Annotated in this window: 9 protein-coding genes; 3 read left to right on the top strand and 6 right to left on the bottom strand. The window is 64.7% G+C overall.

The window, feature by feature from the left end; all coding sequences use genetic code 11:
* Positions 1–8: 8 nt before the first annotated feature.
* Entirely contained in the window at positions 9–734 is a 726-nt protein-coding gene (locus L6637_RS42580; RefSeq protein WP_338076552.1) for an N-acetyltransferase, read from the top strand.
* A 48-nt stretch (positions 735–782) separates the two neighbouring features.
* On the opposite strand, the gene yghU is transcribed toward L6637_RS42580, so the two are convergent.
* Positions 783–1655 carry a glutathione-dependent disulfide-bond oxidoreductase gene (yghU, locus tag L6637_RS11215; protein ID WP_237863739.1) on the bottom strand — a complete coding sequence of 291 codons (873 nt, stop codon included), beginning with the start codon at positions 1653–1655 and terminating at the stop codon, positions 783–785.
* A 314-nt stretch (positions 1656–1969) separates the two neighbouring features.
* On the opposite strand from yghU, the gene L6637_RS11210 reads away from it, so the two are divergent.
* Together L6637_RS11210 and L6637_RS11205 are read left to right on the top strand one after the other, a co-directional pair.
* Positions 1970–3103: a nitronate monooxygenase gene (locus L6637_RS11210; RefSeq protein ID WP_237863738.1), complete on the top strand. Its 1134-nt coding sequence runs from the start codon at positions 1970–1972 to the stop codon at positions 3101–3103.
* 163 nt (positions 3104–3266) lie between these two features.
* Entirely contained in the window at positions 3267–4775 is a 1509-nt protein-coding gene (locus tag L6637_RS11205; protein WP_237870716.1) for an acetyl-CoA acetyltransferase, read from the top strand.
* A 103-nt stretch (positions 4776–4878) separates the two neighbouring features.
* Here L6637_RS11205 and L6637_RS11200 read toward each other — a convergent pair whose 3' ends face one another.
* The 5 genes from L6637_RS11200 to otnI all read right to left on the bottom strand — a co-directional run bounded on the left by L6637_RS11200 (position 4879) and on the right by otnI (position 13386).
* Positions 4879–6075 carry an efflux RND transporter periplasmic adaptor subunit gene (locus tag L6637_RS11200; RefSeq protein WP_237870612.1) on the bottom strand — a complete coding sequence of 399 codons (1197 nt, stop codon included), beginning with the start codon at positions 6073–6075 and terminating at the stop codon, positions 4879–4881.
* Positions 6062–9241 (bottom strand): efflux RND transporter permease subunit, encoded by a 3180-nt coding sequence (locus L6637_RS11195; RefSeq protein WP_237870610.1) that lies wholly within the window; start codon positions 9239–9241, stop codon positions 6062–6064. The genes L6637_RS11200 and L6637_RS11195 overlap by 14 nt, the downstream gene beginning before the upstream one ends.
* A gap of 246 nt (positions 9242–9487) precedes the next feature.
* A complete protein-coding gene (locus L6637_RS11190; protein ID WP_237870608.1) occupies positions 9488–11179 on the bottom strand; it encodes a methyl-accepting chemotaxis protein in 1692 nt (563 codons plus the stop codon).
* Positions 11180–11338: 159 nt separating this feature from the next.
* Complete coding sequence (gene otnK, locus L6637_RS11185; RefSeq protein WP_237870606.1) at positions 11339–12607, bottom strand: 3-oxo-tetronate kinase; 1269 nt, start codon at positions 12605–12607, stop codon at positions 11339–11341.
* Positions 12604–13386 (bottom strand): 2-oxo-tetronate isomerase, encoded by a 783-nt coding sequence (gene otnI, locus L6637_RS11180; protein ID WP_237870604.1) that lies wholly within the window; start codon positions 13384–13386, stop codon positions 12604–12606. Before otnI ends, otnK begins: the two co-directional genes overlap by 4 nt.
* Positions 13387–13393: the final 7 nt, after the last annotated feature.

Here is a 13393-nt window from a genome sequence, read left to right as displayed (position 1 = left end):
GCGAGACGATGCCGGAACCCTTTCACGACAACGAGGAGCGCAGCCGGTTCGAGCTCGATGTCGACGGGCTCGCTGCCTTCGTCACCTACCGCAAGAGCGACGGCGCGATCACGCTGGTGCACACCGAGGTGCCGCCCGAGCTCGGCGGCCGCGGCGTCGGCTCCAGGCTCGGCCGCGCCACGCTTGAGGCGGTGCGTGCACAGGGACGCAAGCTGTCCGTCGAATGCGACTTCATCCGCAATTTCATGAGCAAGAATCCTGGCTACAACGATCTTCTTGCCGAGGGCGAGGACGCGCATGAGCAGCCGGTCGCAAGCTACCGTGCTGGTTGTTTCTGCGGCGCCGTTGAGGTCGAGGTTACGGGCAAGCCGGTCTTCGCCGGCTATTGCCACTGCGCCGATTGCCAGGCCTGGTCGGCCGCACCGATCAATGCCTTCAGCCTTTGGAAGTCGGACAGCGTCCGCATCACCACAGGAGAAGCGGAGCTCGGGACCTTCAACAGGACCGAGCATTCCTATCGTAAATTCTGCAGGCGCTGCGGCGGCCATGTCATGACCGAGCACCCGCGCATGCGGCTGATCGACGTCTATGCCAATCTCTTGAAGGGCTACCAGCACCAGCCAACCCTGCATGCGAACTACGCGAGCAAGATGGTATCGGTGAGGGATGGCCTGCCGAAATACGCCGATCTGCCGGCGGAGCTGGGTGGATCCGGGGAGATGTTACCGGATTGATGGTGCATCCTCGCCCCGCTTGCGGGGCGAGGCGAAGGACGAGATCTGCTACGTCGCGGGCGCGACCTTGTCCTGCGTCTTGGTCTCGAAATCGGATGCGTCGTGGCGCTCGTGGAGCTGGCTGGCGGGATCGCCGGAGACGCGGTTGACCATGCGGCCGCGCTTCACGGCCGGGCGCTGCGCGATCTGATCGGTCCAGCGCTGCACGTTCTTGTAGTCCTGCACGGACAGGAACTCGCCGGCGCCATAGACCAGCCCCTTGGCGAGCGCCCCGTACCAGGGCCACACGGCCATGTCCGCGATCGTATACTCCTTGCCCGCGAGATATTCGTTATCGGCAAGGCGCCGGTCGAGCACATCGAGCTGGCGCTTGACCTCCATCGCGAAGCGATCGATCGCGTACTCGATCTTGAACGGCGCGTAGGCGTAGAAATGGCCAAAGCCGCCGCCGAGATACGGCGCGCTGCCCATCTGCCAGAACAGCCAGGACATCGCCTCGGTGCGGGCCTTGATATCCTTGGGCAGGAAGGCGCCGAACTTCTCGGCGAGGTAGAACAGGATCGAGCCGGACTCGAAGATGCGGATCGGCTCGGGGCCGGAGCGGTCCATCAGCGCCGGAATTTTCGAATTCGGATTGATGTCGACGAAGCCGCTGCCGAACTGGTCGCCATTTCCGATCTTGATGAGCCAGGCATCGTATTCGGCGCCCTTGTGGCCGAGTGCCAGGAGCTCCTCCAGCATCACCGTGACCTTCACCCCGTTCGGCGTCGCCAGGGAGTAGAGCTGGAAGGGATGCTTGCCGACCGGCAACTCCTTGTCGTGGGTGGGGCCAGCGATCGGCCGGTTGATGCTGGCGAATTGGCCGCCATTCTCCTTGTTCCAGGTCCAGACTTTCGGCGGCACGTAAGGGGTATCGGTCATGCGGGTGCTCCGGCGGAAAGATGCGCCTGCATTAATTAGCCCGCGAACGGCCGATGGCAAGCCCCACCGGCTCTGCGCCCCACGCGGGCCTCAGGCCGGCGTCATGCAGTCTGGCTGTCGCCAGCCTGCGCCCCTGATGATCTGGCCCACACGGCCGACATCTTCCGGATCAGAATGGTTCGTCCACGACGCAACGCCTGCGCGCAAGATGCTTGCCCGAATCCGGCGTGGCATCATCCGCAACGAAGGGCTGGCGTCGAGCGGCCCCCGCAGGGCAAAACGAAGAGCAACACCAAAGCCGCCGGGAGAAGACCATGAAATCGCCGATCTGCGGCATGCTGGGGATCGAGTTCCCGCTGCTCGCCTTCAGCCATTGCCGCGACGTCGTTGCCGCGGTCAGCCGCGCCGGCGGCTTCGGCGTGCTGGGCGCCACTGTGCATACGCCCGATACGCTCGAACGCGAGCTGAAATGGATCGACGATCACGTCGACGGCAAACCCTATGGCATCGACGTGCTGATCCCGGAAAACATCTCCACCGCAGGCGAGAAGCACGTCACCTGGAAGAGCCTGGAAGCGCGCGTGCCGCAGCAGCACCGCGCCTACACGCGCGACCTCCTGAAGAAATACGATATCGAGCTGACGACATCACAGGTGGACGGCGACCGGCCGCAACCCTTCGATGCCGAGACCGCGCTAGAGCTGTTAAAAGTCTCCTTCAATCATCCGATACGGTTGATCGCGAATGCGCTCGGCGTGCCCCCGAAGGCGATGATCGAGATGGGCAGGAAGCATAACGTGCCGGTTGCCGCCCTCGTCGGTGCCAAGGAGCACGCGCTGCGCCAGGTCGCGGCCGGTGTCGATATCCTCGTCGTGCAAGGCACCGAGGCCGGTGGCCATTGCGGCGAGGTTTCGACCATGGTGCTGGTGCCCGAAGTGATCAAAGCGATCAAGGAGATCCGCGACGTGCCGGTGCTTGCGGCCGGCGGCATCATGACAGGCCGACAAATGGCGGCCTGCATGGCGATGGGTGCGGCCGGTGCATGGACCGGCTCGGTTTGGCTGGCGACCGTCGAGTCCGAGACCAGCGAGATCTTTCGCGAGAAGATGATCGCGGCCTCGTCGCGCGATGCGATCCGCTCGAAGGGCCGCACCGGCAAGCCGGCGCGGCAGCTTCGCTCGGTCTGGACCGATGCCTGGGACCGTGCGCCCGAAAGCCCGGGCGCTCTGCCGATGCCGCTTCAGAGCATCATCAGCCGCGACGCCTTCAACGCCATCGACCGTGCCGCCGCGGCAGGCAACGCCAAGGCGCGCGACCTTGTCAGCTACTTCGTCGGCCAGGGCGTCGGATTGATCGACAGCGTCAAATCGGCGGGCGCCGTGGTGCAGGAGTTCAAGGAAGAGTTCGCCGAAGCCGTCGAGCACATGAACGCGCTGGTGGCGGAGTAGCATGATGTGTGTGGCCCATCCTTCGATGGCTCAGGATGACGCTTCCTCCGTGGCCGTCACCCCCGCGCAATGGCGAAGCCATTGTCGCTGGAGGTGGCCGCTACTTCAGCGGCCCTCGAAGGGCGACGGCGTGCCCAAGATCTGAAACGTGAAGCAAGAAGAAATGACCAACATCCCCGAAGACCGCATCCCTGTCATCGTCGGCATCGGCGAGATCGTCGACCGCCCCAAGGAGATCACCGAAGGCCTCGAACCGCTCGACCTGCTCGAACAGGCCTTGCGGCGCGCAGAAGCTGACGCCGGCGCAAAGCTGCTGGGCGAGGTGCAGTCGCTCGACGTGGTCAACTTCCTGAGCTGGCGCTATCGCGATCCCGAGAAGCTGCTGGCACAACGCCTCGGCGTCTCGCCGGCGCATTGCTATTACGGGCCGGTCGGCGGCGAGAGCCCGATCCGCTACATCCACGAGGCGGCAAAGCGCATCGCGCGCGGTGAGTGCACCGTGGCTGCCGTCTGCGGCGCCGAAGCGCAATCGACGGCGACGAAAGCCGATCGCGCCGGCGTCAAGCTGCCATGGACGCCGTTCGCCCATGATGTCGCGGAGCCCAAGCGCGGCGCGGCGTTCCAGAAGCCGCTCGCCATCAAGCTCGGCGTGTTTCGCCCCGTGACGGTCTATCCATTCTACGAAGCTGCCTCCTCCGCGCATTGGGGCCAGACGCCGCGCGAAGCGCTGGCGGAATCGGGAACGCTGTGGTCACGCTATTCGGAAACCGCCGCGCAAAATCCCAATGCCTGGCTGAAGCGGCGCTATGCCGCTGAAGAGATCACGACGCCGACGGCCGACAACCGGCTCATCGCCTGGCCCTACAACAAGCTGATGGTGGCCAATCCCAGCGTCAACATGGGCGGCGCACTGCTGCTCACCAGCCTCGCCAAGGCGCGCGCGCTCGGCATCGCGGAAGAGAAGCTGGTCTATCCGCTCGGCGGCGCATCAGCCGAGGAACCGCCCGACTATCTCGTGCGCGACCAGTTTTTCGAGAGCCACCCACAGAACGCCGTGCTGAAGGCCGTGATGGATCTTGCAGGCGGAGACGGCAGAAAGTTCGATGCGATCGAACTCTATAGCTGCTTTCCATGCGTGCCGAAGATGGCGCGGCGGACGCTCGGCCTTTCCGCCGACGTGCAGCCCACCGTGAACGGCGGCCTCACCTTCTTCGGCGCACCGCTCAACACTTACATGACGCATGCAGCCTGCGCGATGGTGCGTCGGATCCGCGGCGGCGCCAAGCTCGGCCTGCTCTACGGCCAGGGCGGCTTCGTCACCAAACATCACGGGCTGGTCGTGGCGAAGGCGCCGCCGCGCGATGCGCTCGCGCAGGAGACGAGTGTGCAAGCAGCAGCGGATCGCAACAAGCGTGCGGTGCCGGAGTTCATCACGGAGGCCTCGGGCAAGGGTAAGGTCGAGAGCTTTACGGTGCTCTATGGCCGCGGCGGAGATGTGGAGCACGGCGTGGTGATGCTGCAGACGGAAGATGGCCAGCGCACGCTGGCGCGGATTCCGGCGAACGACAGCACGACGCTGGCGCACCTGTTGAACATGGACCACACGCCGGTGGACTCACTGGGTGAGACCACGATGGCCGCCGACGGCGTGCCGGAGTGGCGCGTGGCGTGATCCCGTAGGGTGGGCAAAGCGAAGCGTGCCCACGTCTTGCCTATTTGACGAAAAGACGTGGGCACGGCGCAAGAGCGCCTTTGCCCATCCTACAAGACCGAACCTAGCCCTTCGGCGGCTGCTTCTCCGACGCAGTCGCTGGCTTGCCGCCTGCGCCGACGACGCGCACCTGGTCGCCGTCAGACAGACCGTCCGGCGGCGCCGTGATGACGCGGTCATCAGGCGCGATACCGGACGCGAGCTCGATCTCCTTGCCGAGATCGCGGGCGATGGTCACGGTCTTGAACTGCACCTTGTCGTCGGCGCCGACGGTCGCGACGCGCAGGCCGCTCCCGTTGAATATCAGGGCGCTGGCGGGAATGCTGAGCGGCGCGGACTCGCGCTGCAGGCGCAACTTCACGCTGGCATAGCCGCCAGGCATCAGCTCGCCGCTGGAGTTGTCGAGACCGAGCTGCATGCGCGTGGTGCCCGAGGCGACATCGACGGCCTGCGAGGACGCTTCCACCGTAGCCTGAAAAGTCCGGTTCGGATATTCCGGCAGCGCAATCGTGGCCTTGGCGCCGATCTTGATCGCCGGAACGTAGTTCTGGGGCACGTTGACGTAGACGCGCAGCTTGGTGATGTCAGAGACCACGAACATCGCCGGCCCCGAGCCGCCGCCGGCATTGATCAGCGCACCGACATCGGTGTCGCGCGAGGTCACCACCCCGTCGAACGGCACCGTGATCTTCTTGTAGCCGGCGAGCGCCTCGAGCCGCTCGACATTGGCCTGGCCGGACTTGACCGCCGCGTTCTTGTTGGAGAGGTCTGCGGTGCGCTCGTCGATCTCCTGCGCCGAGACGAAGTTGGAGGCGACCAGCGTCTTGCGCCGATTGAGCGTGGCCTCGGACAGTCTGGCGCTGGCCTGCTGGCTGGCGAGGTCGGCGCGGGCCTGCAACAGCTGCTGGTCGAGATCGGGCGCCTCGATCTCGGCGATCACCTGCCCTGCCTTGACGCGGGCCCCAATATCGACGCTCCAGCTTTTGAGATAGCCGGAGACGCGCGCGAAGATCGGCGCACGATAATAGGCTTCGAGCCGGCCCGGCAGGTCGATGGTAGAACTGAGCGCCTTGGCGTTGGGCAGCGTCACCGCCACGCTGGAAATGGCCTGGTCGTCGGTCCATTCCTTCAGCTTGGAGCCCTGGTCCTCCCGGGCACGGATGCCGGTGCCTACCACGAGGCCAGCCGCAATCAGCGCCACCACGCCGAAAATGCCCAGTTTCCGGTGCGACACCGGGGAGCGGGGTTCAGTGGGCGACATGCGGGGTCTCCAAGGGGGCGGCGGCTTTGGCGCCTTGTTTCTTGTGTACCATACTGAACACCACGGGAACAAACATCAGCGTGGCGAAAGTTGCAAAGATCAGGCCGCCGATCACGGCGCGGCCAAGCGGCGCGTTCTGCTCGCCACCCTCGCCGAGCCCCAATGCCATCGGCGCCATGCCGATGATCATGGCGAGCGCGGTCATCAGCACCGGACGGAACCGGACGAAGCCGGCTTCCAGCGCGGCCGCGATGGGATCGCCGAGCTCCTCATAGCGCTCACGTGCAAAGGAGATCACCAGCACGCTGTTCGCAGTGGCGACGCCCATGCACATGATGGCGCCGGTCAGGGCCGGTACGGAGAGCGTCGTCTGGGTCGTGAACAGCATCCAGACGATGCCAGCAAGCGCGGCCGGCAGCGCCGTGATGATCACGAACGGATCGGACCAGGACTGGAAGTTCACGACGATCAGGAAGTAGATCAGCACGACGGCGCCGAGCAGGCCGAAGAGAAGACCCGTGAAGGCACTGTTCATGGTCTGCACCTGGCCGAGCAGCACCACGGAGGAGCCCTTCGGCACCTCCTTGGCGGTGTCGGCGATCAGCTGGCGGATGTCATTGGAGACGGCCCCGAGATCGCGGCCCGACGTTGTCGCAAATATCTGCACCATCGACTGGATGTCGTATTGCGACACCACCGCGCTCGAGGTCGAGCGTTTGATGTCGGCAATGCCGCCCAGGATCGGCGACTGCGAATTGCCGGCCGCCGTGATCGGCAGCGTCTGCAGCGCGCTGAGCGAGTCGATCTGGTATTGCGGCGTCTGCATCACGATCGAATAGGACACGCCGTTATCAGGGTTGAGATAGTAGGTCGGCGCGACCTGCGAGGAGCCGGCAAGATTGACCACGAGACTGTTGGTGACGTCGCGCTCGGTCAGACCGACATATTGCGCGCGGGTGCGATCGACATCGATGTTGAATGTGGGATTGCTCGGCGATTGCTGAATGCGCGCATCGGCAACGCCGGTGATCCGGCGCACCTTGGCCAGCAGTTTGTTGGCATAGGCGAAGTTGGCTTCGAGATTGGCGCCGCGGACTTGCAGGTCGATCGGCGCCGGGGCGCCGAAATTCAGGATCTGGCTGACGATGTCTGCGGGGAGGAACGCGAAGCTGACGCCCGGAAACAGCCGCGGCAATTGCTCGCGCAGAACCTTCACATGCTGTTCGGTCGGCTTGTGGCCTTCCCTGAGCTTGATCTGGATGTCGCCGTCCTGCGGACCGATCAAGCCGGTGTTGTTGTAGGTCATGTTGATGCCGGAGATCGGCATGCCGATGTTGTCGGTCATGGTCTCGATCTCGCCCGGGATCAGCTTGCGGACGGCCCTTTGCACGTCGGCGAGCTGGTTGGCGGTCTCCTCGACGCGGGTGCCGACCTGGGTGCGGACATGCATCAGGATGTTGCCCGCGTCCACCGCGGGGAAGAAGTTGCGGCCCAGGAACGGCACCAGCGCGAAGGACGCGCCGACCGCGCAGAGAAAGCCGATCACGAACACCGCGCGGTGCGCCAGCGCCAGGCCCAGCAGCCCGCGGTAACCGCCGCGGATGCGTTCGAAACGGGCCTCGAAACCGCGCTGGAACCAGACGAGGGGATTGCGCGACTTCGGCGGCTCACCCTCGTGATGGACATGCGCCTGCAGCAGATAGTTCGCCATGGTCGGCACCAGCGTGCGCGACAGGATGAACGACCAGATCATCGCGAACATCACCGCTTCGGCCATCGGCACGAACAGGAAGCGCGCGACGCCGGAGAGGAAGAACATCGGCACGAACACGATGCAGATACAGAGCAGCGAGACGAAGGCCGGCGTCACGATCTGGTTGGCGCCGTCGAGGATCGACTGTTCGACCGGCTTGCCCTGTTCGAGATGGTAGTTGATGTTCTCGATAGTGACCGTGGCGTCGTCGACGAGGATGCCGACCGCGAGCGCAAGGCCGCCGAGCGTCATGATGTTCAGCGTCTCGCCGATCGCCGACAGCATGATGATGGCACCGAGCACCGAGAGCGGAATCGAGATCGCGATGATGATGGTCGAGCGCCAGCTGCCGAGGAACAAGAGGATCATGACGCTGGTGAGCAGCGCGGCGATCACGCCCTCGAACGCGACGCCTTTGATCGCGCCGCGGACGAACACCGACTGGTCGCCAATGAAGCCGATCTTCAAGGCATCCGGCAGCTGATCCTTGACGTCGATCACCTTCTGCTTGATGCCGGCGATGATATCGAGCGTCGAGGTCGCTCCCGCCTTCAGCACCATCATCAGCACCGAGCGGTTGCCGTCGACATGGACGATGTTGGTCTGCGGCGGATTGCCGTCGCGCACGGACGCGACGTCGCGGACATAGACCATCGCGCCGTTGACGGCCCTGATCGGCAGGTTGCCGAGCTCGTCGATCTTGAGCGGCGAGTTGTTGAGCTGGATGTTGTACTCGAAGGTCCCGATCTTCTGGGTACCGACCGGCGTGATCAGGTTTTGCGCAGCGAGCGCATTGGCGACGTCCTGGCCTGATAGCCCGCGCGCCTGGAGCGCGGTCGGGTCGAGGTCGATCGTAACCTGGCGCTGCTTGCCGCCGAACGGATACGGGATCGCGGCGCCCGGCACGGTGACGAGCGGGGTGCGGAGCTGGTTGATGCCGATGTCGGCGAGGTTCTGCTCGGTCAATCCGTCGCCAGACAGCGCCACCTGAATGATCGGCACGGTCGAGGCGGAGTAGTTCAGGATCAAGGGCGGCGTCGCGCCCGGCGGCATCTGCTTGATCAGTGTCTGCGAGATCGCGGTGACCTGCGCGTTGGCGGTGCGGATGTCGACATTGGGCTGGAAGAAGATCTTGATGATGCCAAAGCCGTTATAAGAGTTGGCCGTGATGTGCTCGATGTCGTTGACGGTCGTCGTCAGCGCCCGTTGGAACGGCGTGGTGATGCGGCCCGACATCTGGTCGGGCGGCAGTCCGGTGTACTGCCAGACCACGCCGATCACGGGGATGCGAATGTCCGGAAAGATGTCGGTCGGCGTCCGCAGCGCTGCCAGCGGTCCGATGATCAGAAGCAGGAGCGCCAGCACGACAAACGTGTAGGGCCGGCTCAGGGCAATACGGACCAGAGCAATCATTGGTCAGGCAATTCCAAATACTGGGGCGGGGAACACGCCCCCACGGTTCCTATCGTCGCTTTACCCGAACCCCGCAGAAATGGCCAACGACAGGCTCTCACACGCGGTCACTTCCCTGCTATCGCACTGCGAAATCGCATTCCAGATATGCAGCGGCGCCCGGAAGATCGCAGAGAAGGCTTTCATGCACGTCAAAGAGCGGCGCCCCGAGAGGCGCCGCTTTCAGAACTTGCTTCGCCTTTGGGCTTAGGCTGCGCGGACGTTGGTCAGGAACTTGCTGACCTCGGTCTTCAGCCGGCTCGAGTCATTGGACAGCATCTGCGCGGCCGAGAGCACTTGCGACGATGCCGTGCCGGTCTCGGTCGCCCCCTGCTGCACGTCGGTGATGTTGGAGGAGACCTGCTGGGTGCCCTGGGCCGCCTGCTGCACGTTGCGGGCGATTTCCTGAGTCGCAGCGCCCTGCTCTTCCACGGCGGCCGCGATGGCCGAGGAGATCTCCGAGAGACGCTCGATGGTCGAGGAGATCTCCTTGATCGCGCCGACCGAGTCGTTGGTCGCCGCCTGGATGCCGGAAATCTGCTGGCCGATCTCGCCGGTCGCCTTGGCGGTCTGCTCAGCCAGCGCCTTCACCTCGGAGGCAACGACCGCGAAGCCGCGGCCGGCTTCACCGGCGCGCGCCGCCTCGATGGTGGCGTTCAGCGCCAGGAGGTTAGTCTGGCCAGCGATGGTGTTGATCAGCTCGACGACATCGCCGATGCGCGAGGCAGCCTTGGAGAGTTCGCTGACGCGCTCGGTGGTGGCACGGGCCTGGCCGACGGCGTCGCCTGCCATTCGCGCCGATTCCTGCACCTGGCGGCCGATCTCGCCAACCGATGAAGCCATCTCTTCAGTTGCGGAAGCGACCGACTGGACGTTGGTGGAGGCTTCTTCCGACGCCGCGGCGACCGTGGTCGCCATCCGCTGCGAGCGGTCGGCGGTTGAGGTCAGCGTCGAGGCGGAAGCCTCCAGCTGGCTCGAGGCCGACGATACGGTCTGGACGATCTCGCCGATCATCGTCTCGAATTCGCGGGTGATATTGTCGACGCGGCGGCCGCGTTCGATCTTGGCTTCGGCGTCGGCCGCAGCGGCCTCGTCGGCAGCCTTCTTGGCGATCAGCGCTTCCTTGAAGACCTGGAGCACGTCGGCCATGGCGCCGATCTCGGTCTTCTCGCCGCGGTGCGGGACCTCGGCGGAGAGATCGCCCCGGCCGAGCGCCTGCATCGGCTGGGTGATCGAGTCGATGCCGCTGGAGACGTCGTGGACGAGGTAGAAGCCAACGCCGATGCCGGTAATCACGGCAGCACCGAGGATGATCGCGACCAGCATGAATGCGAAGGAATAGCTGTCGGCGGCGTCCTGAGCTGCCTGATCTCCGCCCTTGGTGTTGAGCTCGATGTCCTTGGCCAGGATGGCGTCAGCCTCAAGCCCGATCTTGTTGACCGTCTTCGTGTTCAGCTCGTGTGCCTCGTGGGGGATCTTGCCGGCCTCCTGACGCGACAGCGCCATGACTTCCTGCGTGCCCTTCTTGTAGGTATCCCAAGCCTTGGACCATTGGTCATAGAGCGTGCGCTCTTCGGGCGACGTAATCATGGTCTCATACGTCTTGCGGAACTTGGTATTAGCCTCGACGACGGTCGCAAGCGTCTTCTCGGCCGCGAGCTTCTCTTCCAGCGTTTCCGCCAACATGTGCTCACGGATGACGTTGCGATAGGTGATCACGCCGGCGCGGAGATCGCCGATCACGCGCACGCTCGGCATCCAGCTCGTCGTGATGTCGCTGGTGTTGGCATTCATCGACCGCATCTTCATGACGGCGAGCAGGCCCATGCCGGCCATTGCGACCAGCAGAAACGCCACGACACTGATGATCTTGGCGCGGATGGAAATAGCGGCGAGCATAAGCGGGTCTCTTTGCGTTGGCGCGGCGGCGCGTCCTGGAATTACGGATCAACCAAAAGCGGCGCCGACGCCCAACAGCAAAGCGACTGTTGTTAACTACGACTCCGTACGAGCACGGAACCTTAAAGAAGTGAATGATGAACTAAGGATGCCCTGCGCTCAGCGCATGAGCCTCATCGCATCCGAGAAAAACTCCGGCCCGCCGAAATTGCCGGACTTCAGCGCCAGCAACATCTCACCTGCCACCGCGCGCAGCACCGGGACACCCGCGGCGATCTCCGCTCCCACGAGAAATCCGGGGATCTTCAACCGGTCAACGACCGCCCCTGAGGTCTCGCCGCCTGCGACGATCAGTCGCCGCGCGCCTGATTTCACGAGGTTTTCGGCAATGTCGGCCATCGTCTGCTCGATCGCGTGTCCTGCGGCGTCGCGGCCGTGGCGCGCCTGAAGCGCAGCGACGTCGGCCGGCGTGGCACTCGATGCAATCAGCACCGGACCCTGGGCCAATCGCGGCCCTGCCCAGTCCAATGCCCGCTGCGCTTCATTGGCCCCCGTAAGAATACGTTCGGTGTCGAGGTGAAGCACCGGCATGACGCGCTCGGCGTTGGCGATCTGCTGCAAGGTGGCCTGCGAGCAGCTCCCGGCGAGGCACGCCACCTGTCCGCCGACGGCGGCGCCCTGCCCGCTGCCGGCGGCAGCCGACTTGACCTTGCCGGTCGATACCAGCGCGCGTGCCAGCCCGAGGCCGATGCCGGAGGCGCCGACCGAGAGCCGGTGCTCCGCCGCGACAAGGCCAATGGTCTCGAGGTCGCGGTCGAACACGGCGTCGATGATCGCAGCGCCAATACCCTTGCCCGAGAATTCGGCAAGCAGGCTTCGCACGGCCTCCGCCCCGCGCGTCAATGTCGCGAGATCGACGAGGCCGACCTGCGTCTTGCTCTGCCGCGCCAGTACGCGCACCAGGTTGGAATCGTGCATCGGGTTGAGCGGATGGTCCTTCAGCGGGCTCTCGTTCAGCGGTACGGCGCCGACGAACAGATTGCCCTGATAGACGGTGCGGCCGGTCTCGGGAAAGGCCGGCGTCACCAGCACGACGGCCTCGCCGCAATCGGCGCGCAGCGCATCCATGACGGGGCCGATATTGCCGGCGTCAGTGGAATCGAAGGTCGAGCAGATCTTGAACAGCACGTGGCTTGCGCCGCGCCCGCGCAGCCATGTCTCGGCCGCGCGCGATCGCGACACCGCAAGGCTCGCCTCGATCGAGCGGCTCTTCAGCGACACCACGACGGCGTCGACCTCCGGCAGCTTCAGATCATCGGTGGGCACACCGATGGTCTGGACGGTGCGCAAGCCGGCGCGCGTCAGCGTGTTGGCGAGATCGGAGGCGCCGGTGTAATCGTCGGCGATGCAGCCCAACGCAAGTGTCACGATTTCGCTCCGGCATAGGGCTTGAACCAGGCGAGACCGTCGGTGGTCTTGCCGCGCGGATTGTATTCGCAGCCGACGAAGCCGGCATAGCCGAGACGGTCGAGCTCATCGAACAGGAAGGGATAATTCAGCTCCTCGCCGTCGGGCTCGTTGCGCGAGGGAATGCTGGCGATCTGGATATGGCCGATGATCGGCATCATCTCGCGCAGCCGCATCGTGACGTCGCCATGGATGATCTGGCAGTGATAGATGTCGAACTGGAGCTTCAGGTTGGGCAACCGCAGCTCCTGGATCAGGTCGCGCGTGAAGCCGAAATCGTTGAGGAAGTAGCCGGGCACGTTGCGCGCATTGATCGGTTCGAGCACGATATCGATGCCGTGCGGCGCGAAGAACTCGGCGGCCCATGCCACCGATTTGTAGAAGGCCTCGATCGCGAGGCGTTCGCCGCGGTTGGCGATGCCCGCCATCAGATGCAGCCGCTTGACGCCAGTAGCCTTGGCATAAGGCAGCGCCGTTTCCAGGCTCGCCTTGAGATCGTTGAAGCGTGAGGGAAGCGCCGCAAAGCCCTTCTCGCCGGCGTTCCAGTCGCCCGGCGGCAGGTTGAACAGCGCCTGGGTCAGGCCGTTGCGCCTGAGCCGCTCGCCGACCGCTTCGACCGGATGGTCGTAAGGGAAGAGAAATTCGACGGCGGTGAAGCCGGCCTGCGCGGCGGCATCGAAGCGATCGAGGAACGGCACCTCGGTGAACATCATCGAGAGGTTGGCGGCGAAACGGGGCATTGGAAAT

It is taken from the genome of Bradyrhizobium zhengyangense (assembly GCF_022012435.1).
GTDB lineage: Bacteria > Pseudomonadota > Alphaproteobacteria > Rhizobiales > Xanthobacteraceae > Bradyrhizobium > Bradyrhizobium zhengyangense.
This window is presented reverse-complemented; position numbering and strand designations above follow the sequence as displayed.